Below are 25,295 nucleotides of genomic sequence, written 5' to 3' on the forward strand. Positions count from 1 at the left end.
CGCTTTTTTGTTTCACGTCAAATCATTAACCGATGTACTGCTGGCCTTTCATGTACGGACGCAGCACTTCAGGGATCTCAATACGACCGTCCGCCTGCTGATAGTTTTCCAGCACGGCAACCAGTGTACGACCGACAGCCAGACCAGAACCGTTCAGGGTATGCACCAGACGGGTTTTCTTGTCAGACTTGCTGCGGCAACGTGCCTGCATACGACGCGCCTGGAAATCCCAGACGTTAGAGCAGGAGGAGATTTCACGGTAGGTATTCTGCGCAGGAACCCAGACTTCCAGGTCGAAGGTTTTGCAGGCACCAAAGCCCATATCACCGGTGCACAGCGCCATACGACGGTACGGCAGACCCAGCAGCTCCAGCACTTTCTCAGCGTGGCCGGTCATCTCTTCCAGCGCGTCCATCGACTCTTCCGGGCGGACAATCTGCACCATCTCTACTTTGTCGAACTGGTGCATACGGATCAGACCACGGGTGTCGCGACCGTAAGAACCCGCTTCAGAACGGAAGCACGGAGAGTGTGCTGTCAGTTTGATTGGCAGGTCGTCTTCGTCGATGATCTCATCACGCACGAGGTTAGTCAGCGGCACTTCCGCAGTTGGGATCAGCGCGTAGTTGCTGCTGTCAGCTTCCTCGTCCAGCGGACGGGTGTGGAACAGATCGCCGGCAAATTTTGGCAGCTGGCCAGTACCGTACAGCGTATCGTGGTTAACCAGATACGGGACGTAGGTTTCGCTGTAGCCGTGCTGCTCGGTGTGCAGATCCAGCATAAACTGCGCCAGAGCGCGATGCAGATGAGCAATCTGGCCTTTCATCACAACGAAGCGAGAACCGGTCAGCTTAACTGCGGCCGCAAAGTCCAGGCCGGCATGCATTTCGCCCAGGGTCACATGATCGCGAACCTCGAAGTCGAACTCGCGAGGCGTGCCCCAGCGTTTCACTTCAACGTTGTCGTTTTCATCTTTACCGACAGGTACGCTATCGTCAGGAATGTTCGGGATCGCCAGCGCGATATCACGGATCTCGGCCTGAAGCACGTCCAGCTCCGCTTTCGCCTGATCCAGCTCTTCACCCAGTTTGTTCACTTCCAGGCGTAATGGCTCAATGTCTTCCCCGCGCGCTTTCGCCTGGCCGATGGATTTCGATCGAGAATTACGCTCTGCCTGCAGATTTTCAGTTTGTACCTGCAGAACTTTACGACGCTCTTCAAGAGCGCGCAGCTTATCTACATCCAGCTTAAAGCCCCGGCGTGCCAGTTTTTCAGCGACTGCGTCTGGCTCATTACGCAGCAGATTGGGATCGAGCATGCTTATCCTGTGCTTATCGAATTAAAATAGGAAAATGTGACCACAGCCTGCGGCCACAGGGATACATTGCCAACATTACCGCAACGATCGCACTAACGGTAGCGTTTTATAGGGCTATTTTGATCCTGTCCGGCGAGCCAGGCGAGCTTTTCGCCAATCTTGCCTTCAAGACCTCTGTTTGTGGGGTGATAATAGCGGGTTTGTGCCATCTCCTGCGGGAAATATTCCTCCCCGGCGGCGTAGGCATTGGGTTCGTCGTGGGCGTAGCGGTACTCCTGCCCATACCCCATCTCTTTCATCAGTTTGGTCGGCGCATTGCGCAGATGTACCGGCACGTCATAATCCGGGCGTTCACGAGCGTCGGACATGGCCGCTTTAAAGGCGGTATAGACAGCGTTACTTTTCGGTGCGCAGGCCAGATAAACAATCGCCTGAGCGATAGCACGCTCGCCTTCAGCAGGCCCGACGCGGGTAAAACAGTCCCAGGCCGAAATAGCCACCTGCATGGCGCGCGGGTCGGCATTCCCGACATCTTCAGAGGCAATCGCCAGGCAGCGACGGGCCACATACAGCGGATCGCCACCGGCGGTGATAATGCGGGCATACCAGTAAAGCGCCGCATCGGGCGCGCTGCCGCGCACGGACTTATGCAGTGCCGAAATTAGATCGTAAAACCGATCGCCTTTATTGTCGAAACGCGCGCTGCGCTCCCCGGCGATTTCGGTGAGCAACGCCGGTTTCAGTACCCGTTTGCCGGACGCATCCACTTCGGCCATATCGGCCATCATTTCCAGCGTATTGAGTGCCCGGCGGGCGTCGCCGTTAACCAGTTCAGCGATCGCCCGGCGCGTGTCGTCAGGCAGAACGATATCCTGCCCGCCGTAGCCGTGCGCGTTATCGTTCATCGCCTGCGTGAGAACCTGTTCAATATCCTCCACGGTCAGGGATTTGAGCAGGTAAACACGTGCACGGGAAAGCAGTGCGGAATTGAGCTCAAACGACGGGTTTTCGGTGGTGGCACCGATGAAGAAAATGGTGCCGTCTTCAATGTGCGGCAGGAAAGCATCCTGCTGGCTTTTATTGAAACGGTGAACTTCGTCGACAAAGAGAATGGTACGTCGCCCGGCATTGCGGTTTTGCCGCGCACGTTCAATCGCCTCGCGGATCTCCTTCACGCCGGACGTGACCGCCGAGATGCGCTCGACATCCGCGTTAGCATAGCGGGCGATAACTTCCGCGAGCGTGGTTTTGCCTGTACCGGGTGGGCCCCAGAGGATCATGGAGTGCAGATGCCCGGCCTCAATAGCACGCGGCAAGGGTTTCCCCGCAGCCAGCAGGTGTTGCTGGCCGATGTACTGCGCTAAATTTTCTGGCCGCATACGAGCGGCCAGAGGTTGAAACGCATTCTCAGAAAAATCGAGCGACAGATTGCTCACTCATGCCTCTTACTTGTTGCGCTGATCGTCCACCGTTACGCCCTGCGGCGGGGTAAAGGTGAATTTAGACGCGTCAACCGCGCCGTTTTGCTGGGTCTTGAGCTGGTAGCTGCTACGCTGGTCGTCCTGCTCAACCGCACCAAACTGATTGATGGTTCCGTTGGTGCTCACGTTGATGGTGAACTGTTTCAGGTTGCCATTGCTGCCTTTCGGCGTCAGAACAAACTCATCACCATTCTGTTTGATATTGTACTGCTGCCAGTCGCTGGACTGGTTACGCGCAATCAGCATGAAAGGCGTATTGCTGGTCGCGTCTTTCAGCCAGGTCGCGGTAGCCTGCTCGACAAACGGGTTGTAGAACCACAGGGTCTTACCGTCAGAAACCAGGATGCTCTCATCCGGCTGAGTCATATGCCAGTTAAACAGATTCGGGCGTTTTACCCACAAATCCCCCTGACCTTCCTGCACCGCATTGCCACTGCCGTCAGTCACTTTTTGCGTGAAGCTGGCGTGGAAACTGCTCACTTTATCCAGTCGGCTTTTAAGGTCGCTTGCCGCATCAGCCCAGACGCTGCTGGCGACAAAACTGGTGAGTAATGCACAGGCGATTGCGATTTTTTTCATTGTTATTCCTTAAAATACGTCATCCCGATATGGGGTTCTGCCCTCTATTGTGTACCTGCCCGAAGGCAGGCGACAGAAGAAAATGCTTAATTTTGGCTGATTTACCCTTCTTTGCAATCACTGAAGGTTAATCAAACGGCGGCGGTGCCAGCACCTCACGGTTACCGTTGTGCCCCTGCTCGCTCACAATGCCCTGCGCTTCCATCTGCTCGATGATGCGCGCTGCGCGGTTGTAGCCGATGCGGAACTGACGCTGCACACCCGAGATAGAGGCTTTACGTTTTTCGGTGACGAAGTTAACCGCCTGGTCGAATAACGGATCCAGCTCCTCGCCGCCGTCCAGGCCACCACCGCCGCCTTCGCTTTCGCTGTCGGAGGTAATGCCATCAACATATTGCGGACGACCGCGCGCTTTCCAGTCCTGCACCACGGCGTGAACTTCCTGGTCGCGAACAAATGCGCCGTGAACACGCACCGGAGAGGTGGAGTTCGGGCCAGAGTAAAGCATGTCCCCCATACCCAGCAGCGACTCCGCGCCACCCTGGTCGAGAATAGTACGCGAGTCAATTTTGCTCGATACGGTAAACGCGATACGGGTTGGAATGTTCGCTTTGATCAGACCCGTAATAACGTCCACAGACGGACGCTGCGTCGCCAGAACCAGGTGGATGCCGGCCGCACGCGCTTTTTGCGCCAGACGTGCAATCAGCTCTTCCACTTTTTTACCGACGGTCATCATCAGGTCAGCGAATTCATCCACCAGCACGACGATGTAAGGCAGTTTTTCCAGCACCGGATGTTGGGCATCCATGCTGTCGCCCGGTTTCCAGTAAGGGTCCGGAATCGGACGACCCATCCGTGCCGCCTCGGCGATTTTCTCGTTATAACCGGCAAGGTTACGCACGCCCAGCGCAGACATCAGCTTGTAGCGACGCTCCATCTCATTAACGCTCCAGCGCAGGGCATTGGCCGCGTCTTTCATGTCGGTAACCACTTCTGTCAGCAGATGCGGGATACCTTCATAGACCGACAGTTCCAGCATTTTCGGGTCGATCATGATGAAACGAACATCTTCCGGCTGCGCTTTATAGAGCATGCTGAGGATCATGGCGTTCACACCGACGGATTTACCGGAGCCGGTGGTACCTGCCACCAGCAGGTGAGGCATTTTTGCCAGATCGGCCACCACCGGCTCGCCCGCAATATCTTTACCCAGAACCACGCTCAGCGGTGACGGGTTGTCGCGGAACTTCGCGTTATCCAGGACTTCGCGCAGGTAAACGGTCTGACGTTTCTTATTCGGCAGTTCAAGACCGACGTAAGGTTTACCCGGAATAACCTCTACAACACGCACCGCCACGGTCGACAGAGAACGCGCCAGGTCACGGGAAAGGTTAGAAATACGCGCGGCTTTTACGCCTGGTGCCAGATTAAGTTCGAAGCGAGTGATCACCGGCCCTGGGGAGTAGTTGACCACATCAGCCTTGATACGGAAGTCCGCCAGACGCGCTTCCACCAGACGAGCCATCTGCTCAAGAGCAAAGGTATCGACCGGCTCGACTTCAGCCGGCGGTGGGGTTAACAGATCCAGCGACGGCAGAGGCGTGCTTGGACGCTGCAACGGACGGCTGTCGCCATTACGCATCAGCAGCGGGTGAATGAGACTCTCCTGCGGCTGTGCCTGAGGCTGCTGGAACTGCGGCGGCTGTGGTGGCTGCTGCGGTTGCGCGTAAGCCTGCGGCGCCGGTTGCTGCGGTTGTGCATACGCCTGCGGTGCCGGTTGTTGCGGCTGTGCATGCGCCTGCGGTGCCGGTTGTTGCGGCTGTGCATACGCCTGCGGTGCCGGTTGTTGCGGCTGTGCATACGCTTGCGGTGCTGGCGCAGTCTGCGGACGCGTCGGTTCAGCGTCCGGCATCACGCTCGGCGTGAACAGCGGCTCGCTCGGGCCATCATCAACCAGATCTTTCATTGGCGAGAATTCAAAATCCGACAGCGAGAACGGATTCGCTCCGGCAGGCTGCTCACCGGCATAACGCTGCTGCTGCGTGGCCGCGAACTGGCGCGCTAATTCCGCCTCAGCCGCGTCATCTTCGTCTTGTGGATGATGCACTTCATGCTGGTATTCTTCGCCATAGCGCTGATGCTGCTGCGCGGCGAACTGGCGCGCCAGTTCATCCTGATGCATTTCATCAACGTCATCTTCATACTCATTCTCGCGCGCTTTCTCCTCAGCCATACGCTGAGAAGGCAACTTAATACCGTAGGAGGCCAGCTCACGCCGCGTTGGCACGCGAACACGGTTTGGGCGAGGTAACTGCGGGCCAATGCCCTCTTTCACCTGTGGACGTGGCGCACCGCCTGTGGCGAGGCTAAAGACCGGGGCAGCCGCAGCGGCTGCCGCTGTAGCCTGCTTCACGCTTTCAGCAACAGGTGCAACGGCAGGCGTTGGATCAACCGGAGGAACCGAAACAGAAGGTGCTTTGGTTACAGGCTCCTGCACCGGTTCAGGCACAGGCTGATACCAGGCCGCCAGCTGTTCACGCTCGCGGGCACGACGCTCTTCGACCTCTTCAAAATAGTACAATGGCGGACGAGACGGTTTCGCCTCTTCCACCACGTCAGGCTCTGGCTGAGGCGCTACGTATGGCTGTTCAGGTTCAACCGGCTCCGGCACGTACTCCTGATGAGGCTGTGCGGCAGGCTGCGCGTACTGCGGATATCCCTGAGGCTCATATGCCGGCTCCGGCTGATAAGGCTGCTGCCAGGCTTCCTGCTGGACAGGAATATAGCTCTCTGGCTCTGGCGCAATAACCGGCTCAGGCGTATGAACGCCAGGGGCGGTTTGCCACTCCACCTGAGGTTGCTGAATGGCGGATTCGGGTGGTGGAACCGGTGCTGAAGGCATCACCGCATCGGCTGGAGCGGCATACGCCTGTGAAGCCGTAGTGGCGGCGGCCGCTGCAGCGACCGGCTCGGTCACGGAGTGGCCATTTAACAGCGGGTCGTATTCATCAAACGCTCCCGGCGTGGCACGGTTGCCGGAGAAGAGCACATCGTTTGGATCGACAGCCGCACCGGCTGCACGGTATTCAACCTGATCGTCTTCATCCATGCGTTTGCCGGAGAAGAGCGCCGCATCGGTTTTACGGCCTAGCGGGTTGGCAAATTTCTCGGCAACACGCTGACGACGCGCCAGCGCGCCGCGCATAATGCGGGCACGACGAGATTCGCGACGCTGAACGGGAGCATCGTCTTCCTCTTCGTACTCATCTTCATATTCATCTTCGTCAACCCACGTATCGTCGCGACGGGTACGGTTGCTGGCGAAGGTCAGGAGGGTAAGGATAAAGCTGCCGATCTTCTCGGCGATGCTCACCCACGACCAGCCGGTGAACAGCGTCAGTCCTGCCGCCCAGATACAGAGCAACGCAAGCGTGCCACCGCTGCTGTGAAGCATGGGCTGTAGCGCAGAGCTCAACAGGCTGCCGATCACCCCGCCAGAGGCAAAATACCAGATATCATCGGCGTTGATAGCCGCCAGCCCACACGAGGTGAGGATCAGCGCCAGTGCGCCAATCAGGCGCAGCGACACCGCGAAATAGTCGATATAGTCATCGTTTTGACGATGGCGCCAGGCAAACCAGCATCCGCCAATGATAATGACGGGAAGGGTGTAGGCCATCACCCCGAAAATGAAGAAGAGCGTATCTGCAAGCCAGGCGCCGGGAACACCGCCTAAGTTATGGATAGGCTCATGCCAGGCGGTTTGTGACCAGCTGGGATCTGAGGGGTTGAAACTGAGTAGGGCTGCCATCAGCCAGACGGCAAAAAGGGCAATAACAATCAGCAAAGCCTCGAGGAGACGACGTCCGCTGCTTAGCTTCGATAATGTGACTTCTTTGTCTTCAGTGTATTCCTGGCTCAAGAAAGGCTCTCCAGGTATCAGGCATATCCTGCCTGTTTGCTAAAACGGACAACAGCGCCGGGTATCCCCGGCACTGTTGCTGTATGGATTAACAGGAGTGTAATCAAACTACACTGATTTTGCACCTGTTCCGTGTTAGCGCGTCTTAATAACCAGACGATTGCTCTGTTTGACTTCTTCCATCACCACATAGGTACGGGTGTCATTCACGCCCGGCAGACGCAGCAGGGTTTCACCCAGCAGCTTACGGTAGGCGGACATATCAGGCACACGGGTTTTCAACAGGTAGTCGAAATCACCGGATACCAGATGACACTCTTGAATTTCTTCAAGTTTTTGTACAGCGGCGTTAAATTGCTCAAACACATCCGGCGCACCACGATTCAGAGTAATCTCAACAAATACCAGAAGTGAGGCATCCAGATAATGCGGGTTCAACAGAGCCGTATAGCCCTGAATGAAACCCTGTCTTTCCAGTCGGCGCACACGCTCAAGGCACGGCGTCGGGGAAAGTCCCACACGTTTTGAAAGCTCGACGTTGGAAATACGCCCATCCTTTTGCAATTCATTAAGAATGTTACGATCGATACGGTCGAGATCTTTGCCAGGGCGCTTCTTGCTATCTACCATTATTATTGTCTCTCTGTATTCCTTCCCTACTCCTGCCTGGACCCTGTGCACATCACTGTTCAGAGCCTGTACCCGTTAGTCATCACATCGCCTGGTTATGTATTAGACGCGATGCGGATTCGGGTTCTGTTGGTAAGAAGACCGTTGCCCGAAGGCAGTCACCGATATCACGTATGGCGTCTGTCCACGCCATGCGTAGATTTCACTGACCCGGTAAAAATGGCATTTACGTGCATGCCTATGCGGCATGCGGTTAACGCGGTTTTTTTTCTTCCTTGAATGTTTTCGCAAAAGCGCAGGGGATTGTCAAAGCAAAACATCGATTTTTAGTACAACATGCCGGATATTCATTACGGCAGGGTATTAATCCTCATTTTATTGCCGTACAAACGAGCGAATTTCGGCGCAAAGCGTGATGTTATAGCGCTTAATTCATCGTCGCTGGCTATTGCACATATCGATATCAAAATTGCTGCGCTCTTTTTTTACGGCAACAAATTCCCTACAATCCAGCCAAATGTCTGCCAACAACAATGGGGATCTCATGGGCACGGCCAAACACAGTAAGCTGCTAATTCTTGGTTCTGGACCTGCGGGATATACCGCGGCGGTCTATGCTGCACGCGCTAACCTGCAACCGGTTCTGATTACCGGCATGGAAAAAGGCGGTCAGCTGACCACCACCACGGAAGTGGAAAACTGGCCAGGCGACCCGAACGACCTGACCGGGCCGCTGCTGATGGAGCGTATGCACGAGCATGCGACGAAATTCGAAACCGAAATTCTGTTCGATCATATCAACAAGGTTGACCTGCAGAACCGTCCGTTCCGTCTGACGGGCGACAGTGGCGAGTACACCTGTGATGCGCTGATCATCGCGACCGGCGCTTCTGCCCGTTATCTCGGTCTGCCGTCTGAAGAAGCATTCAAAGGCCGTGGCGTTTCCGCCTGCGCAACCTGCGATGGTTTCTTCTATCGCAACCAGAAAGTGGCGGTTATCGGTGGCGGCAACACTGCCGTGGAAGAAGCCCTTTATCTGGCGAACATCGCCTCTGAAGTGCACCTGATCCACCGTCGTGACACCTTCCGCGCAGAGAAGATCCTGATCAAACGTCTGATGGATAAAGTGGCGAGTGGCAATATCGTGCTGCACACCAACCGTACCCTGGAAGAAGTCACGGGCGATCAGATGGGCGTTGCCGGTCTGCGTATTCGTGATACCCAGAACACCGATAACGTCGAAACGCTGGAAGTGGCGGGTCTGTTTGTGGCGATCGGTCACAGCCCGAACACCGCGATTTTCGAGGGGCAACTGGAGCTGGAAAACGGCTACATCAAAGTGCAGTCCGGTATTCACGGCAACGCGACCCAGACCAGCATTCCTGGCGTATTCGCTGCTGGCGATGTGATGGACCATATCTACCGTCAGGCGATCACCTCTGCTGGCACCGGCTGTATGGCCGCGCTGGACGCGGAACGCTACCTCGACGGGCTGGCGGAACAAGGTAAATAATCTTTACAAGTCAGTAACAAACGTAAATAAAGGCGGCGATAAGTCGCCTTTATTGTCTCTCCGTTGTAACATTGCGCTGCCCAACTTCTAATAACGTCACCTGCTAAGTACGCAATGGAAAAAACCCGTCAACAAGAGTTAACACGCTGGCTGAAACAGCAAAGCGTTCTTTCCCGCCGCTGGCTAACAATCTCCCGTTTTCTGGGGTTTGTCAGTGGTCTGTTGATTGTTGCCCAGGCATGGCTGCTGGCCCGCATTCTTAATCACATGATCATGGAGAACATTCCGCGCGAAGCGCTCCTGTTGCCCTTTATCGTCCTGATCCTGATTTTTGTTCTTCGTGCCTGGGTGGTCTGGCTGCGTGAGCGCGTGGGTTTTCACGCCGGACAGCATATCCGCTATGAGATCCGCCGTCAGGTGCTTGACCGCCTTCAGGAGGCCGGTCCGGCGTGGATCCAGGGTAAACCCGCGGGAAGCTGGGCGACGCTGATCCTTGAGCAGATTGACGATATGCATGACTACTATGCGCGCTATCTGCCACAGATGGCGCTAGCCGTCTTCGTTCCGTTGCTGATTGTCATCGCCATTTTCCCGGTCAACTGGATGGCAGCGCTGATCCTGCTGGGCACAGCCCCGCTGATCCCGCTGTTTATGGCGCTGGTGGGCATGGGTGCCGCGGACGCTAACCGACGTAACTTTCTGGCTCTGGGTCGCTTAAGCGGCCATTTCCTTGACCGTCTGCGCGGCATGGAAACGTTGCGCATTTTTGGCCGCGGTGAAGCGGAAACTGAAAATATCCGCCTCGCATCGCAGGATTTCCGTCAGCGCACCATGGAAGTGTTACGTCTGGCGTTCCTCTCCTCCGGCGTACTCGAATTCTTTACCTCGCTGTCGATTGCACTTGTGGCGGTCTACTTTGGCTTCTCGTATCTCGGCGCGCTGGATTTTGGCCACTACGGCACGGCGGTGACCCTTTCAGCCGGTTTCCTTGCGCTGATACTGGCCCCCGAATTTTTCCAGCCGCTTCGCGATCTGGGTACCTTCTATCATGCAAAAGCGCAGGCCGTGGGCGCGGCTGACAGCCTGAAGACGTTTATGGAAACGCCACTGGCGCATCCGGAACGCGGTGACGTGACGCTGAACGCCAAAGAGCCGGTTACCCTTGAAGCGCGTGATTTCTCCATTCTGTCGCCTGAAGGCAACGTGCTGGCAGGCCCGCTTAACTTTACCCTTCCGGCCGGAAAACGTGTGGTGCTCGTAGGCATCAGCGGTTCAGGGAAAAGCTCTCTGCTCAATGCGCTATCGGGTTTTATGGCCTACACCGGATCGCTGCGGATCAACCAAACTGAACTGCGCGATCTCGATCCGCTTGCCTGGCGTAAACAGCTTAGCTGGGTGGGACAAAACCCTCAGCTTCCTGCCGCCACGTTGCGAGACAATGTGCTGCTGGCTCGCCCGGATGCACGTGACGATGAACTGCAATCCGTGCTCGACCGCGCCTGGGTCAGCGAGTTTCTGCCGCAGCTTCCGCAGGGTGTCGATACCGTTGTCGGTGACCAGTCTGCCGGCCTGTCAGTCGGTCAGGCCCAGCGTGTGGCGGTTGCCCGCGCGCTGCTTAACCCATGCCAGCTCTTGCTGCTCGACGAGCCAGCAGCGAGCCTTGACGCGCACAGTGAGCAACGCGTCATGGATGCCCTGAATGCGGCCTCGCGGCAGCAGACCACCCTGATGGTCACCCATCAGCTGGAAGGTATTGCTGACTGGGATCAGATTTGGGTCATGGAAAATGGTCATATTGTTGAGCAAGGCGATTACGCCTCTCTCGTTGCCGCGCAGGGCCCGTTTGCAACCCTGCTGGCAAACCGTCAGGAGGATATCTGATGCGTGCTCTGCTTCCTTATCTAGCGCTCTATAAACGCCATAAATGGATGCTGCTGCTGGGCATTGTGCTGGCGATTGTTACCCTGCTTGCCAGCATCGGTCTGCTTACGCTCTCCGGCTGGTTCTTGTCCGCTTCGGCCGTCGCGGGGTTCGCGGGTTTATACAGCTTTAACTATATGCTTCCTGCGGCAGGCGTTCGCGGCACCGCAATCACGCGTACTGCCGGACGTTATTTTGAGCGTCTGGTCAGCCACGACGCCACTTTCCGCGTGCTACAGCACCTGCGCATTTACACCTTCAGCAAACTGTTACCCCTCTCCCCTGCCGGGCTGGCGCGTTTTCGTCAGGGTGAGTTACTCAACCGTGTCGTAGCCGATGTCGACACGCTGGATCACCTTTACCTGCGCGTCATCTCACCCATCGTGGGGGCGTTTGTGGTGATTGTGGTGGTCACGCTGGGGTTGTCGGTTCTGGACGTTCCCGTTGCGCTCACGCTGGGTAGCATCATGCTGCTGACGCTGATTATCCTGCCACCGCTGTTTTATCGTGCAGGTAAATCCACCGGAGAGAACCTGACGCGACTGCGCGGCGACTACCGACAGCAGCTGACATCCTGGCTGCAGGGACAGGCGGAACTGACCATTTTTGGTGCCAGCTCGCGTTATCGCAGTCAAATGGAAAGCACTGAGCTGAACTGGCATGAAGCTCAGCGCCGCCAGTCGGAGCTGACGGCATTCTCCCAGGCGCTGATGATGTTAATCGGCGGCGTGGCGGTCATCGCCATGTTGTGGATGGCTTCAGGTGGTGTAGGTGGAAATACCCAGCCCGGCCCTCTGATTGCCCTCTTCGTTTTCTGCGCCCTGGCCGCGTTTGAAGCGCTGGCCCCGGTGACGGGCGCCTTCCAGCATCTCGGACAGGTCATCGCTTCTGCCCTGCGCATCACCCAGATTGCCGAGCAGGAGCCGGAGGTTACATTCAGCGGCGCTCAGACCGCCGTGCCGGCGCAGGTTGCGCTGACCCTGGATAACGTCACCTTTGCCTATGAAAAACAGGCGCAAAACGCGCTGGAAGGGATCACGCTGTCTGTTAAAGCAGGCCAGCGGATTGCGCTCCTCGGTCGTACCGGTTGCGGTAAATCCACCCTTCTTCAGTTGCTGACCCGCGCCTGGGATCCGCAGCACGGTCAGATTCAGTTTAACGATACGCCGCTGACCGACTTCAGCGAACAGACGCTGCGCAAGACCGTGAGCGTGGTTCCGCAGCGCGTGCACCTCTTCAGCGCGACGCTGCGTGATAACCTGCTGCTCGCGGCACCTCAGGCCTCCGACGATGATCTGCGCGCCATGCTGGAGCAGGTTGGGCTGCAAAAACTGCTTGAGAACGACGGGCTGAACGGCTGGCTCGGGGAAGGCGGTCGTCAGCTCTCCGGCGGCGAGTTGCGCCGTCTGGCGATTGCACGCGCGTTGTTGCACGATGCGCCACTGATGCTGCTTGATGAACCCACCGAAGGGCTGGATGCAACAACCGAGAGCCAAATCCTTGATTTACTGGCCCATGTTATGACCGGAAAAACCGTGCTGATGGTCACCCACCGCCTGCGCGGGCTGGCGAGTTTTGATCAGATAATTGTGATGGACAACGGACATATTATTGAGCAAGGTAGTCACACAGAACTGTTGGCGAAACAGGGTCGCTACTACCAGTTTAAACAGCGTCTGTAGACTATATTTGTACCGATCCTAACTCGCGTATTGGAGTTCTGCTGTCATGCGCCTGGTCCAGCTTTCTCGTCATAACATCGCGTTCCCTTCGCCGGAGGGAGCGCTGCGTGAACCTAATGGGCTGCTGGCCCTTGGCGGCGACCTCAGTCCTGCGCGGCTTTTGATGGCTTACCAGCGCGGCATTTTCCCGTGGTTTTCACCCGGCGACCCGATTTTATGGTGGTCGCCCGATCCCCGTGCCGTGCTGTGGCCGGCGCAGTTTCACCTGAGCCGCAGCATGAAGCGTTTCCATGCGAAATCACCCTACCGCGTCACCCTGAATCATGCCTTCGGTCAGGTCATTGAAGGCTGTGCCGAAGACCGTCATGAAGGAACCTGGATCACCCGCGATATCATTACCGCCTATCACCAGCTGCATGAGCTGGGTTTCGCGCACTCCATTGAAGTCTGGCAAGACGGTGAACTCGTCGGCGGGATGTATGGCGTTGCGCAGGGGACGCTGTTTTGCGGCGAATCGATGTTCTCCCGTGCCGTGAATGCCTCGAAAACCGCGCTGCTGATCTTCTGCCAGGAGTTTGCCCAGCGCGGCGGAAAACTGATGGATTGCCAGGTCCTCAATGAGCATACTGCCTCGCTCGGCGCGGTTGAAATCCCCCGCCGCCACTACATAGAACATCTGGACGTTTGCCGTCAGGAGAAGCTGCCGCGAGACTTCTGGGTACCAAGAACGCTCTTTATGCCCAATGCCTAAATGTTTTCCGCATATTTTTTGTGAGGGTGTTATAATTATGCCGCAGAGTAGGTTCTGCCTGTTGCCTCGCCGCCGTTTGGGTCCTCCGCTTCAGATAACGTCCTGACGTTTATCCTGTTGTATCCCCTTTACGAATGCGCTTTCCGTTCGGTTGTACCGTGACGCTTGGGCAATGCGCCGAAACTATTTTGCTGCGTTTTAAACGCGCAATTCTTTACTTAATTGATGAATTTCGGCATTATCTTGCCGGTTCAAAACTTGGTAGTGATACCCCAGAGGATTAGATGGCCAAAGAAGACAATATTGAAATGCAGGGTACCGTACTTGATACGTTGCCTAACACCATGTTTCGCGTAGAGCTGGAAAACGGTCACGTGGTAACTGCGCACATCTCCGGTAAAATGCGCAAAAACTATATCCGCATTTTAACGGGCGACAAAGTGACTGTTGAACTGACCCCGTACGACCTGAGCAAAGGCCGCATTGTCTTCCGTAGTCGCTAATTGTTTTCGCCTGTAATGGCAGATGAATATATAAAGGTCGGGTTAACCCCGGCCTTTTTTATTTAACGGCTTAATGCCGGGCAGGAAGATGTATTGTCATGCGGGGCTGCGCCGGCGTGATTAAATCCCCGGCCATGGAATGCACCATCTCATGCAGCAATCCCGTCAGGTGCGGCAGCATATCCCGATCAAAATGGGACACCAGCAGCACGTGGTTTACTGCCCGGCAGTAGTCGCACTTTGTTTCGGTATCTTCCAGAAGCCACGCTTTTTGTCGCGGTGGTTCAGCGTCCTCCTCAAATTCCACTATCTGAAAATCACGCATTGATTCTGTGAGTCCGCTTTTGACTTCTTCCAGATACGCGCCTAAACAGCGGCACACGGGCTGCGTTTGCGGGTGGGCGTTGCAGTCCAGCAGAATTTCGGTGAGCAGCATGCAGCGCCCGGCCAGGGTCGGGAGATCGGGGTTGAGGGAGAGTTCGCTGTAGAGCTGGGAGAAAGAGTTTTCTGTATTCATTGGGTAATACCTTCACACACGTTGAGTTACCACCGCAGGAAACGCCAGATTCGCTGGCGGCGGACGAAAAGGAATTGGCGTACCAGTGTGTGTGCTACTGGCGCTTCAAAAGAAGCTTCCGATTCGCCCGCCAGATGCAGAATTATACCCTTTTCCTTAGGGCGAACGAAGCCTGCAGCAATGGTGCTGCTCACACACTTTCAGGACGCCAATCCTGACACCTGATTTTGCAGGTGCGCCGCCATTCTAGGACTGTGAATTTATACAGCAATGAGTGAGATGAAAATATGGAAAGCGCCTCGCAAAGTTTCGGTGCGGGCAGGGATAAAAAAACCGGGCAGTGAGTTGCCCGGTTTTTAAGACTAATGCAGGAAATTAGTGAGCCGCTTCCGGCTTGTGCTTCTGCGCACTCTGGAAATCGTACGTCAGCTCATTCTTCTCCTGGTCCAGCGCGACTGTCACCTGGCCGCCATCTACCAGCAAGCCAAACAGCAGCTCGTTCGCCAGCGGTTTCTTCAGGTTGTCCTGAATCACACGCGCCATTGGACGGGCCCCCATCGCACGGTCGTAGCCTTTCTCAGCCAGCCAGTTGCGGGCCTCCTGGCTCACTTCCAGCGATACGCCTTTCTGATCCAGTTGAACCTGCAGCTCGACGATGAACTTATCCACTACCTGATGGATAACCTCGGTAGAGAGGTGATCGAACCAGATAATGTTGTCCAGACGGTTACGGAACTCCGGCGTAAAGATCTTCTTGATCTCTTCCATCGCATCGGTGCTGTTATCCTGATGGATAAGGCCGATAGATTTGCGCTCCGTTTCACGTACACCGGCGTTGGTGGTCATTACCAGCACGACATTGCGGAAGTCCGCCTTGCGCCCGTTGTTATCGGTCAGCGTCCCGTTGTCCATCACCTGCAGCAGGATGTTGAACACGTCCGGGTGCGCTTTCTCGATTTCATCGAGCAGCAGTACCGCGTGCGGATGCTTGATCACCGCGTCAGTTAACAGACCGCCCTGGTCAAAGCCCACATAGCCCGGAGGCGCACCAATCAAACGGCTGACGGTGTGACGCTCCATGTACTCGGACATATCAAAACGCAGCAGCTCAATGCCCAGCGCTTTGGAGAGCTGAACCGTGACCTCGGTTTTCCCCACACCGGTCGGACCGGCGAACAGGAAGGAACCGACAGGCTTATGTTCATGCCCCAGTCCGGCACGGGCCATCTTGATGGCTTCGGTTAACGCCTCAATGGCTTTATCCTGCCCAAAGACCAGCATTTTCAGGCGATTGCCAAGGGTGCGCAGCGTGTCGCGGTCGCTCTGAGAAACGCTCTTCTCAGGGATACGCGCGATACGGGCCACCACGGTCTCGATATCCGCCACGTTAACGGTTTTCTTACGCTTGCTGGCTGGCATCAGACGCGCACGCGCCCCTGCCTCATCAATCACGTCAATGGCCTTATCCGGCAGATGACGATCGTTGATGTATTTCACCGCCAGCTCCACCGCCGCACGCACCGCTTTGGCGGTATAACGCACATCGTGGTGCGCTTCGTACTTCGGTTTCAGACCGTTGATGATCTGCACGGTTTCTTCAACAGAGGGTTCAGTCACATCGATTTTCTGGAAACGACGCGCCAGGGCACGATCTTTCTCAAAGATGTTGCTGAACTCCTGATACGTTGTAGAGCCAATCACGCGGATCTTACCGCTGGAGAGCAGCGGTTTGATCAGGTTAGCGGCATCCACCTGGCCACCCGAGGCCGCACCGGCACCGATGATGGTGTGGATCTCATCGATAAACAGAATGCTGTTGGTGTCCTGCTCAAGCTGTTTCAAAAGCGCCTTAAAGCGTTTTTCAAAATCGCCGCGGTATTTAGTGCCCGCCAGCAGCGAGCCAATATCCAGCGAGTAAATGGTGCAATCGGCAATCACTTCCGGTACGTCGCCCTGCACAATACGCCAGGCGAGCCCCTCGGCAATCGCGGTTTTACCGACGCCGGATTCACCCACCAGCAGCGGGTTGTTCTTGCGGCGACGGCACAATACCTGGATCGCGCGCTCCAGCTCTTTATCGCGACCAATCAGCGGGTCGATACCGCCAACGCGAGCAAGCTGGTTGAGATTGGTGGTGAAGTTTTCCATACGATCCTCCCCGCCTGCTTGCTCTTCATTGTTATTGACCTGATTGCTGGAATCCGATGCCTGGTTCGGCTCGTCTTTACGCGTTCCGTGAGAGATAAAGTTAACCACGTCGAGTCGGCTGACTTCGTGTTTGCGCAGCAGGTAGGCTGCCTGTGACTCCTGCTCGCTGAAGATGGCGACCAGCACATTTGCGCCCGTCACTTCGCTACGTCCGGAAGACTGGACGTGGAAGACCGCACGCTGCAACACGCGCTGGAAGCTGAGCGTCGGCTGCGTGTCGCGCTCTTCTTCACTGGCTGGCAGCACCGGTGTGGTTTGTTCGATGAAGGCTTCGAGTTCCTGACGTAGCGCCACCAGATCCACGGAGCAGGCTTCCAGCGCTTCGCGGGCAGATGGGTTGCTAAGCAGTGCGAGCAGTAAATGCTCGACGGTCATAAACTCATGTCGGTGCTCACGCGCTCTGGCGAAAGCCATATTTAAACTGAGTTCCAGTTCTTGATTGAGCATAGGCACCTCCCCCAAATTTTATGCCTTATCAGGCCTTTTCCAGCGTACACAGCAACGGATGCTCGTTCTCCCTCGCATAATCGTTCACCATCGCGACTTTGGTCTCCGCCACTTCGGCGGTAAAGATGCCGCAGATAGCTTTGCCACGATAATGAACGGTAAGCATCAGTTGCGTTGCACGTTCTACATCATAAGAAAAGAACTTTTGTAGCACGTCAATAACAAATTCCATCGGCGTGTAATCATCGTTCATTAACATAACTTTATACATAGATGGCGGTTTTAGCGCGTCACGCACTTTATCTTCCGCCAGCTGGTCAAAATCCAGCCAGTCGTTGGTCTTACCCATTTTGCATAACCACTTTGAATCTACCTCAGATGTTAGATAACAATCATCTATTACTGTCATCCGCGATGTCTGTCACAAACTGTTGCAATAGCGTTAACTGCTTCAAACTTTGGTTGATTATTGTCCCATCTCAAGCGCCAAACGCTTGACGACTTCTTTCGTTTCTCTAAATTGTACAAGCGTGAGATGGCGAGGTTTTGAACAGCCCCCACTCCACCACCGGTTCATTCCATCTTAACTTATAAGATTTACGAAGGATGTCGAAGCATGGAAATGGGTACTGTTAAGTGGTTCAACAACGCCAAAGGGTTTGGCTTCATCTGCCCCGAAGGCGGCGGCGAGGATATCTTCGCTCACTATTCCACCATTCAGATGGATGGTTACAGAACGCTCAAAGCCGGGCAGTCCGTCCGGTTCGATGTACACCAGGGACCAAAAGGCAATCATGCAAGCCTGATCGTACCCATTGAAGCAGAAACGGTCGCATAGCTCTCTGTTTTATTGTGTACATCCCGCCGTCAAAATGCCAGCCCGATCGGCTGGCATTTTTATTTTCAGCCTATTCGCGAGCCAACGCATCCACAGGATCCAGACGCGCCGCATTGCGGGCAGGCAGCCAGCCAAACAAAATGCCGGTAAAAGTCGAACACAAAAATGCGGTAAGAATGGCCACCGGCGAGAAACCAATCTCCCAGCCGGGTAAAAAAAGCTGCAGAGCAAACGCGATCATCATCGACAGCGCAATGCCCATCGCGCCGCCCACCAGACACACCAGCACCGCTTCAATCAAAAATTGCTGCAGCACATCGCTGGCTCTGGCACCGACTGCCATGCGGATGCCAATCTCCCGGGTACGTTCCGTGACCGATACCAGCATGATATTCATCACCCCGATACCGCCAACCACCAGCGAGATCACCGCCACCAGCGTCAGGAACAGCTGAAGAGTACGTGTGGTCTTTTCCGCCGTTTTCAAGAGACCGTCCATGTTCCAGGTGAAGAAATCTTTCTTCCCGTGACGCAACGTCAGCAGCCGTTCCAGCTGTTGCTCGGCCTGCGCGCTGTCGTAGCCCTCCTTCACGCGAACGGTGATGGAGTTCAGCCAGGACTGCCCCATAATCCGCCCGGAGATGGTGGTATAGGGCAGCCAGACGCGCAAGATCTTGCTGCTGCCAAACATCGACTGTTTCTCTTCCGCCACGCCAATCACCGTCGCAGGCATGTTTCCGACCAGGATAACCTCGCCCACCACGTTGGTTTTATTGGGGAAGAGCTGCCGGCGCGAGTTGGCATCAAGCACCACCACCTGCGCCCGGCCCGCTAACTGCTCGGCATTGAAGGTGGCACCTTCGCTGAAGGTCATGCCATAGACGTTAAAGTAATCGCCGCTGACGCCGTTGGCGCTGGCAGCAACGTCAACATTGCCTACCCGCAGACGGAGGTTTTGCGAGACCGCCGGCGTGGCCGAATTCACCCACGGCTGCTTCTGGATAGCCGCCAGATCGTCATACTTCAGTGCCTGCTGATACTGCGGCTCGTCATCGCCAAAATCTTTGCCGGGATAGACATCAATGGTGTTGGTCCCGATGGCCCGAATATCCGCCAGCACCAGCTGTTTGGCCGCGTCGCCCACGACCACAATCGACACCACCGAGGCGATACCAATGATGATGCCCAGCATGGTCAACAGGGTGCGCATTTTATTGGCAGCCATCGCCAGCCAGGCCATGGTCAGCGCCTCACGAAACCCGCTGGAAAATTGTCCCCAGCCGGTTGACGCCGGCAGGACTTCTTTCGGCGCCGCCGCCCGGGCGTGTCGCGCCGGCGGGTTGCTGACCAGCTCTCCGTCGCGGATCTCAATGATGCGCTCGGCCTGCGCAGCCACCTGCGGATCGTGGGTAACGATGATGACCGTATGCCCCTGATCGCGAAGCTGGTGAAGGATCGCCATCACCTCTTCACCCGAATGGCTGTCGAGCGCCCCGGTCGGTTCATCTGCGAGGATCACCTGACCGCCGTTCATCAGCGCGCGTGCGATACTGACACGCTGCTGCTGGCCGCCGGAGAGCTGCGAGGGCTGGTACTCCACCCGCTCCGCCAGCCCCAGACGCGTCAGCAGCATCTGGGCGCGCTCAAGGCGTTTTTTCCGCTCGACGCCGGCATAGACCGCCGGCACTTCGACGTTCTGCGCCGCCGTCAGGTGAGAGAGCAGATGGTAACGCTGGAAGATAAAACCGAAATGTTCCCGCCGCAGTTTTGCCAGCGCGTCACCGTCCAGCGTGGAAACATCCATACCGGCCACCCGATAGGTGCCGCTGGTGGGTCTGTCCAGACAGCCGAGAATATTCATCAGCGTCGATTTACCGGAGCCGGACGCACCGACAATCGCCACCATCTCGCCCGCTTCGACGCGCAGGGTGATCCCCTTCAGCACCTCAACCGGGCCATCACCCGACGGATAGCTGCGACGAATGTCATTCAGCTCAAGCAACGCCGTCATTTAGCGGCTCCGGGCAGGCTTTCGCTGGTGACAACCTCCTCACCCTCTTCCAGCCCTTTGACCACCACCACGTCAGTGTCATTACGCGCACCAATGACCACTTCTCGCTCACGCGTTTCGCCGTTGCGCAGCACTTTCACTTTATAGCGGCTCTCGCCGGTGGATTCACCCAGCGCAGAGAGAGGAATGGTGAGCACATTTTTCACGCCGGTAAGCTGAATGTGCACCTGTGCGGTCATATCCAGACGCAACACGCCCTGCGGGTTAGGTACCTCGAAGCGCGCATAGTAGAAGATGGCATCGTTCACTTTTTCCGGCGTCGGCAGAATGTCTTTTAGCGCGCCTTCATAACGCGTCTGAGGATCGCCGAGGACGGTAAACCAGGCTTTCTGCCCCGGCTTCAGATGAATAACATCCGCCTCTGAGACCTGGGCTTTCACCAGCATGGTGCTCATGTCCGCCAGGGTCAGAATGTTGGGCGCCTGCTGCGCCGCAATCACCGTTTGCCCCTGCAGCGTGGTAATTTGAGTCACTTCCCCGGCCATGGGCGCCACAATCTGCGTATAGTCGAGGTTGGTTTTGGCCGTGTCCAGCGAGGCCTGGTTGCGCTTGATCTGCGCATCGATAGTCCCGATCTGCGCCTGCTTAACCGCCAGCTCGGTGGCAGCCGTGTCTAAATCTTGTTTCGAGATGGCCTGCGTTTTGGCCAGCGCCTGCTGACGCGTTAACGTCACCTGGGCCAGGTTACGCTCAGCCTGCGCCTGTGCACGCTGGGCACGCAGTTCCATGAGCGTGGCTTCCACCTCACGGATCTGGTTTTGCGCCTGCTCAGGATCGATAACGCCCAGCAGCTGGCCTTTTTTCACCTTGTCGCCAATCTCAACCGACAGCGTTTTCAACTGACCGCTTACCTGTGCACCCACGTCAACCTTGCGCAGGGCATCCAGTTTTCCCGTCGCCAGCACGTTTTGCTGCAGCTCGCCCGGACGGACAATCAGTGTTTGATACTGTGGTACAGGGGCATTCAGGATCTGCCATAGCCAGAACCCTCCCCCGATAACAATTACCGCCAGCAGCAGAAACCACGTTCTGCGTTTTCCCTTGAGGTTCATAAATATTCCAAATAAATGTTCTGGCAATTATAAACGTTGATTCTATCTAAACGACTCCTCAACGAAACCCCCGCGCACCGAAATCGCCTCAATTTGTTGATGAGTTATTGAAATTTCGCCTGCTGAAATAGAACCCTTCCTTCAGAAGCAGGATCTAACATGTCTTCCATCGTCGATACACTTATTTCTCATCAGCACCAGCCTAAATCCGGCTGGCAGCTCTTCAATAATCTGGCCTTCGGTAAGATCACACCGGGGCTGGCATGGCAAAACCCCGCTTATCGACGTAAGTTCATGCTCCGTTCGCTGATGACACCGTTCAGCACCACGCGCCTGCTGTCAGAGCTGGCAAAGCAGCCGCGCCTGATGCAAATGTTGCAGGTGCAGCCGGGGCTGCCGTGCCGCCTGCACCGCCCTTGGTTAACGGTGGACATGGATCGCCGACAGGCGCTGGAATCGCTGACCTGGCACTACCAGACCATGACGCGCCAGCTTCCGGCAACGCTGGTCAAGGGTTATCTTTCACCGCAGGGGGCAACCCTGCTGACGCTGACCGGAAAAGACGAACAGCAGTTTACTGTGCGCCTGTGCGCCGACGCCTTCATGGATAAAGAGGGTGAAGCCACCCTCGTCTTTTGTAACCATCAGAATACCGTACTGGCGGAAATGACCTTCACGCTGTGCCCGTTTGAAGGAAAAACAACGCTGTTCATCGGCGGCCTGCAGGGGGCAAAAGCACATGTTCCACATGAACTGATCCAGGGGGCGACCAAAGCGTGTCACGGCCTGTTCCCGAAACGCCTGCTGGTTGAAACGGCAATGACGCTTGGCGCAGCTTTCCCGGTTGAGCATATTGTCGCGGTGAGTAACGCCACGCATATCTACCGCAGCTGGCGTTACCGCAAGAAAAAAGAGGGGAAACTGCTGGCCGATTATGACAGCTTCTGGCTCTCCCTCGGCGGGCAAAAACAGGATAACGGCCACTTCATGCTGCCGCTCGCCATGCCCCGTAAGCCGATGGACGAGATTGCGAGCAAAAAGCGCGCTGAGTACCGCCGCCGCTATGCGTTACTGGACAGCCTGACGCAACACGTCACGCAGGCGACCCGCGCTTAATCCGCTTTCCCGCGTGCCAGCCACAGCACGCGGGAGAACATCTTGCGCAGCAGCGTCGGCACGGACTCCACGCCCCGTCTCCCCGCTTCCGTCGCCACCTCAATCGCTAAATCAGGTTTTGAAGAGCGGTGGATGGCTTTGGCAATCACGCGCCGCATGTTCATTGGCACATCCACCGGCACCATCGCAATCCGGTGGAACACGTCGTCGAACCCCTGACGGTACATAAAGTGCTCCATGTCCATGGCCGGCAGCATGGTTAAGTGGTCCCGCTCTTCTTCGCGCTCATTATTTAGCAGGCCACGCACGGTCGCGGCATATTTTTTCCCCGCCTCGTCACCATCCACCAGCACATGCCATTCAATGCCCATCCGCCGGGCGAATTTGATCAGCGGCTTGATCCCCGACTGGGCAAATTCGATGACCTTGATACCTTCGGCATCAAAATGGTGGCCACACTGACGCGCCAGTTCGTTGATAACCCAGGTTTCCGTTTCTCCCTCAACCAGCAGCCAGCAGCGGGCAAACAGCGACGACGCACGATTAAAGCGGATGTGGAACGAGATACGGCGTCCCTCTTCCGCGTTCATCCCGCCCGGCCCGAGGCGATAGGCGGTGACGCGGGAAGACTCACGAACCAGACGGCAGACGTGCTCGACCGGGGTCAGCGACAATAACTCGCCGGAATTGGTGGTGGTCACGCGCTGCAGCGGCAGCAGATTCAACAGGTGCCACGCCACCGAGAGCATGATCGGGTGCAGGCGCGTTTCCGGGTCTTCCACCAGCAGCAGCGGGCGGGCGTCACGGTCGAGACGAACGGTGCCCTTGGCCTGCAGTAGCGTCGAAAACAGCCCCAGCAAAATCACTCGATGGGTACGGCCACCGGGCCTGTCGATCATCCGGTTAATGATATCGAGGTAACGCCAGCTGCGTTGTTCATCGTGAGAGCGGCGGCGCATCAGACGATGACGCGACTCCGACGTCCCCTGCTCGGAAAAATAGTGTTCCAGCAGTTGTACCATTGCCGACAACCCCTGGCGGATTTGACCATCGGTCAGATTTTGCGGACGCGCCACCAGCTCTCGCGCCAGGAAATCCAGCTCGCGGGCGGTCACTTCCACTTCCGGCATATTCGGTACGGTGCCGTTGCGGATCCGCCGCATAAAGCGCGCATCACGCAGGCGCAACACCGGCATCAGGCGAATCAGGTGGCGAGCCAGGTCGTCGATGTCATCCAGCGGAATAGGGTTGGCTTTCTCATTGAGGAAATCACGCAGGGTTAATACGCCCTCATTTTCTGCCATCTCACCTTCCAGCCGGTAGAAAATCCGGTGGAAACCGTCGTCGCACGGGACCCAGCAGGGTGATAACGGCCGGAAGCGACGCACACGATGACGCCCCGGCTCGGATTCGCGGAACGTCAGAATAATGTGCAGGTGTTTTTCGCGGCCATTCACATCGCCGGGAGGAAACCAGAAATCATCATGGGCAAAGTGATACAGATCGTCTTCGGGCGAAAGCAGCAGCGTCAGCGCATCCAGCAGGCTGGACTTACCCCACGCGTTCTCACCGATCAGGACGTTGTTCTGCTCAAGCTGCAGCGACAGGCGGTTAATACCGCGGAACCCAACAATTTCCACACGTTCGAGAAGCATAAATCCCCCGCGAGATGATCACTTTTTCCTTTAAGTTATCAGCAGTATAGCGGCAGGAACTTTGTCACGACAGCACAACCTTCGTGCTGTAGAGAATTGGTCTATGCTCTATTTACCGTCGATTTGAACAAGGAATGACATCACGTTGCCATAAATCAAATTAACCGAATTAATTTTAGTGGCGAAGGGATGTTTTTGTTTTTAAAATAATGGCTCTTTGAGTCGTCATCCCTTTTTTGACGATATCCCGCACGCAGGAACGCGTGTGAAGTTTATTATTGAGGTGGTTATGTTTAGAAAATTAGCAGCAGAATGCTTTGGTACATTCTGGCTGGTGTTTGGTGGCTGCGGTAGCGCCGTTCTGGCAGCAGCATTTCCGGAATTAGGTATTGGTTTTGTCGGCGTTGCGCTGGCATTCGGTTTAACCGTATTAACCATGGCGTTTGCCGTGGGTCATATTTCCGGTGGTCATTTTAACCCGGCGGTGACATTAGGTTTATGGGCGGGCGGTCGTTTCCCTGCTAAAGAAGTCATTGGTTATATTGTGGCCCAGGTTGTTGGCGGGATTATTGCTGCAGCGGTTCTGTACGTTATTGCCAGCGGTAAAGCCGGCTTTGACGCCGCCACAAGCGGCTTCGCCTCAAACGGTTTCGGCGAACACTCCCCTGGCGGTTACTCCATGCTCTCTGCCATCGTGATTGAAATTGTGCTGACCGCAGGCTTCCTGCTGGTGATCCACGGCGCAACCGACAAACACGCCCCGGCGGGCTTCGCGCCTATCGCCATTGGTCTGGCGCTGACGCTTATCCACCTGATCTCTATTCCGGTCACTAACACCTCCGTAAACCCGGCGCGCAGTACTGCCGTCGCTATTTTCCAGGGCGGCTGGGCGCTTGAGCAGCTGTGGCTGTTCTGGGTAATGCCAATCATCGGCGGTATTCTGGGCGGCGTGCTGTATCGCACCCTGCTGGAAAAACGCGATTAATTGCATGTGCAGTCGGGTAGCACTTACGCTTACCCGACCTGCATGACAACACTCAGGCCGGGTCAGGCGTTGCTGCCACCCGGCTTTTTTGTTGCTCCTTTACC

At 56.2% G+C, this 25,295-nt stretch carries 19 protein-coding genes; 8 read left to right on the plus strand and 11 right to left on the minus strand.

What is annotated here, in order from left to right; all coding sequences use genetic code 11:
* Window positions 1–25: 25 nt before the first annotated feature.
* The 5 genes from serS to lrp form a co-directional block, all read right to left on the minus strand.
* Complete coding sequence (serS, locus tag L466_RS06410) at window positions 26–1,318, minus strand: serine--tRNA ligase (protein ID WP_008499983.1); 1,293 nt, start codon at window positions 1,316–1,318, stop codon at window positions 26–28.
* A gap of 92 nt (window positions 1,319–1,410) precedes the next feature.
* Window positions 1,411–2,754 carry a replication-associated recombination protein RarA gene (rarA, locus tag L466_RS06405; protein ID WP_032681336.1) on the minus strand — a complete coding sequence of 448 codons (1,344 nt, stop codon included), beginning with the start codon at window positions 2,752–2,754 and terminating at the stop codon, window positions 1,411–1,413.
* A 9-nt stretch (window positions 2,755–2,763) separates the two neighbouring features.
* On the minus strand, window positions 2,764–3,378 hold the full coding sequence (lolA, locus tag L466_RS06400; protein WP_014169368.1) for an outer membrane lipoprotein periplasmic chaperone LolA: 615 nt from the start codon (window positions 3,376–3,378) through the stop codon (window positions 2,764–2,766).
* Between the two features lie 127 nt (window positions 3,379–3,505).
* Complete coding sequence (ftsK, locus tag L466_RS06395; protein ID WP_032681337.1) at window positions 3,506–7,303, minus strand: DNA translocase FtsK; 3,798 nt, start codon at window positions 7,301–7,303, stop codon at window positions 3,506–3,508.
* 135 nt (window positions 7,304–7,438) lie between these two features.
* A complete protein-coding gene (lrp, locus tag L466_RS06390) occupies window positions 7,439–7,933 on the minus strand; it encodes a leucine-responsive transcriptional regulator Lrp (RefSeq protein ID WP_000228469.1) in 495 nt (164 codons plus the stop codon).
* Between the two features lie 544 nt (window positions 7,934–8,477).
* On the opposite strand from lrp, the gene trxB reads away from it, so the two are divergent.
* From trxB to infA, 5 genes are all read left to right on the plus strand, one after another.
* Window positions 8,478–9,446 carry a thioredoxin-disulfide reductase gene (trxB, locus tag L466_RS06385; protein ID WP_025204565.1) on the plus strand — a complete coding sequence of 323 codons (969 nt, stop codon included), beginning with the start codon at window positions 8,478–8,480 and terminating at the stop codon, window positions 9,444–9,446.
* Between the two features lie 114 nt (window positions 9,447–9,560).
* Window positions 9,561–11,327 (plus strand): heme ABC transporter permease/ATP-binding protein CydD, encoded by a 1,767-nt coding sequence (gene cydD / locus L466_RS06380; RefSeq protein WP_032681338.1) that lies wholly within the window; start codon window positions 9,561–9,563, stop codon window positions 11,325–11,327.
* The gene (cydC, locus tag L466_RS06375; RefSeq protein ID WP_032681339.1) at window positions 11,327–13,048 is read left to right on the plus strand and encodes a heme ABC transporter ATP-binding protein/permease CydC; all 1,722 of its coding nucleotides are present in this window, start codon (window positions 11,327–11,329) and stop codon (window positions 13,046–13,048) included. Before cydD ends, cydC begins: the two co-directional genes overlap by 1 nt.
* A gap of 46 nt (window positions 13,049–13,094) precedes the next feature.
* Complete coding sequence (aat, locus tag L466_RS06370) at window positions 13,095–13,799, plus strand: leucyl/phenylalanyl-tRNA--protein transferase (RefSeq protein WP_014169362.1); 705 nt, start codon at window positions 13,095–13,097, stop codon at window positions 13,797–13,799.
* A gap of 284 nt (window positions 13,800–14,083) precedes the next feature.
* Window positions 14,084–14,302 (plus strand): translation initiation factor IF-1, encoded by a 219-nt coding sequence (infA, locus tag L466_RS06365; protein ID WP_002211347.1) that lies wholly within the window; start codon window positions 14,084–14,086, stop codon window positions 14,300–14,302.
* A gap of 70 nt (window positions 14,303–14,372) precedes the next feature.
* Here infA and L466_RS06360 read toward each other — a convergent pair whose 3' ends face one another.
* The 3 genes from L466_RS06360 to clpS form a co-directional block, all read right to left on the minus strand.
* Entirely contained in the window at window positions 14,373–14,819 is a 447-nt protein-coding gene (locus tag L466_RS06360; RefSeq protein WP_032681340.1) for a hypothetical protein, read from the minus strand.
* A 375-nt stretch (window positions 14,820–15,194) separates the two neighbouring features.
* A complete protein-coding gene (gene clpA / locus L466_RS06355; RefSeq protein ID WP_020884836.1) occupies window positions 15,195–17,474 on the minus strand; it encodes an ATP-dependent Clp protease ATP-binding subunit ClpA in 2,280 nt (759 codons plus the stop codon).
* A gap of 28 nt (window positions 17,475–17,502) precedes the next feature.
* Window positions 17,503–17,823 (minus strand): ATP-dependent Clp protease adapter ClpS, encoded by a 321-nt coding sequence (gene clpS, locus L466_RS06350; protein ID WP_006174393.1) that lies wholly within the window; start codon window positions 17,821–17,823, stop codon window positions 17,503–17,505.
* A gap of 267 nt (window positions 17,824–18,090) precedes the next feature.
* On the opposite strand from clpS, the gene cspD reads away from it, so the two are divergent.
* Window positions 18,091–18,312, plus strand: a complete 222-nt coding sequence (cspD, locus tag L466_RS06345) for a cold shock-like protein CspD (protein ID WP_008499993.1) — start codon at window positions 18,091–18,093, stop codon at window positions 18,310–18,312.
* A gap of 70 nt (window positions 18,313–18,382) precedes the next feature.
* Here the strand turns inward: cspD and macB are convergent, their stop codons facing one another.
* Entirely contained in the window at window positions 18,383–20,323 is a 1,941-nt protein-coding gene (gene macB / locus L466_RS06340) for a macrolide ABC transporter ATP-binding protein/permease MacB (protein WP_020884837.1), read from the minus strand.
* Window positions 20,320–21,435, minus strand: a complete 1,116-nt coding sequence (gene macA, locus L466_RS06335) for a macrolide transporter subunit MacA (protein ID WP_020884838.1) — start codon at window positions 21,433–21,435, stop codon at window positions 20,320–20,322. Before macA ends, macB begins: the two co-directional genes overlap by 4 nt.
* A gap of 159 nt (window positions 21,436–21,594) precedes the next feature.
* On the opposite strand from macA, the gene L466_RS06330 reads away from it, so the two are divergent.
* Complete coding sequence (locus tag L466_RS06330; protein WP_020884839.1) at window positions 21,595–22,551, plus strand: VirK/YbjX family protein; 957 nt, start codon at window positions 21,595–21,597, stop codon at window positions 22,549–22,551.
* On the opposite strand, the gene L466_RS06325 is transcribed toward L466_RS06330, so the two are convergent.
* Window positions 22,548–24,206 carry an ATP-dependent endonuclease gene (locus L466_RS06325; RefSeq protein ID WP_032681341.1) on the minus strand — a complete coding sequence of 553 codons (1,659 nt, stop codon included), beginning with the start codon at window positions 24,204–24,206 and terminating at the stop codon, window positions 22,548–22,550. The two genes, L466_RS06330 and L466_RS06325, sit on opposite strands and share 4 nt — an antisense overlap.
* 289 nt (window positions 24,207–24,495) lie before the next feature.
* Here L466_RS06325 and aqpZ point away from each other — a divergent pair, with 289 nt between their 5' ends.
* Window positions 24,496–25,191, plus strand: a complete 696-nt coding sequence (gene aqpZ, locus L466_RS06320) for an aquaporin Z (protein ID WP_032682033.1) — start codon at window positions 24,496–24,498, stop codon at window positions 25,189–25,191.
* Window positions 25,192–25,295 lie beyond the last annotated feature (104 nt).

It is taken from the genome of Enterobacter sp. BIDMC 30 (assembly GCF_000534355.1).
Classification (GTDB): domain Bacteria; phylum Pseudomonadota; class Gammaproteobacteria; order Enterobacterales; family Enterobacteriaceae; genus Enterobacter; species Enterobacter ludwigii.

Bases quoted from the DNA above. Each gene is read 5' to 3' on its own strand.
- serS (WP_008499983.1), bottom strand. From the start codon at position 1,318: ATGCTCGATCCCAATCTGCTGCGTAATGAGCCAGACGCAGTCGCTGAA.
- lolA (WP_014169368.1), bottom strand. From the start codon at position 3,378: ATGAAAAAAATCGCAATCGCCTGTGCATTACTCACCAGTTTTGTCGCC.
- lrp (WP_000228469.1), bottom strand. From the start codon at position 7,933: ATGGTAGATAGCAAGAAGCGCCCTGGCAAAGATCTCGACCGTATCGAT.
- trxB (WP_025204565.1), top strand. From the start codon at position 8,478: ATGGGCACGGCCAAACACAGTAAGCTGCTAATTCTTGGTTCTGGACCT.
- cydD (WP_032681338.1), top strand. From the start codon at position 9,561: ATGGAAAAAACCCGTCAACAAGAGTTAACACGCTGGCTGAAACAGCAA.
- cydC (WP_032681339.1), top strand. From the start codon at position 11,327: ATGCGTGCTCTGCTTCCTTATCTAGCGCTCTATAAACGCCATAAATGG.
- aat (WP_014169362.1), top strand. From the start codon at position 13,095: ATGCGCCTGGTCCAGCTTTCTCGTCATAACATCGCGTTCCCTTCGCCG.
- infA (WP_002211347.1), top strand. From the start codon at position 14,084: ATGGCCAAAGAAGACAATATTGAAATGCAGGGTACCGTACTTGATACG.
- L466_RS06360 (WP_032681340.1), bottom strand. From the start codon at position 14,819: ATGAATACAGAAAACTCTTTCTCCCAGCTCTACAGCGAACTCTCCCTC.
- clpA (WP_020884836.1), bottom strand. From the start codon at position 17,474: ATGCTCAATCAAGAACTGGAACTCAGTTTAAATATGGCTTTCGCCAGA.
- clpS (WP_006174393.1), bottom strand. From the start codon at position 17,823: ATGGGTAAGACCAACGACTGGCTGGATTTTGACCAGCTGGCGGAAGAT.
- cspD (WP_008499993.1), top strand. From the start codon at position 18,091: ATGGAAATGGGTACTGTTAAGTGGTTCAACAACGCCAAAGGGTTTGGC.
- macB (WP_020884837.1), bottom strand. From the start codon at position 20,323: ATGACGGCGTTGCTTGAGCTGAATGACATTCGTCGCAGCTATCCGTCG.
- macA (WP_020884838.1), bottom strand. From the start codon at position 21,435: ATGAACCTCAAGGGAAAACGCAGAACGTGGTTTCTGCTGCTGGCGGTA.
- L466_RS06330 (WP_020884839.1), top strand. From the start codon at position 21,595: ATGTCTTCCATCGTCGATACACTTATTTCTCATCAGCACCAGCCTAAA.
- L466_RS06325 (WP_032681341.1), bottom strand. From the start codon at position 24,206: ATGCTTCTCGAACGTGTGGAAATTGTTGGGTTCCGCGGTATTAACCGC.
- aqpZ (WP_032682033.1), top strand. From the start codon at position 24,496: ATGTTTAGAAAATTAGCAGCAGAATGCTTTGGTACATTCTGGCTGGTG.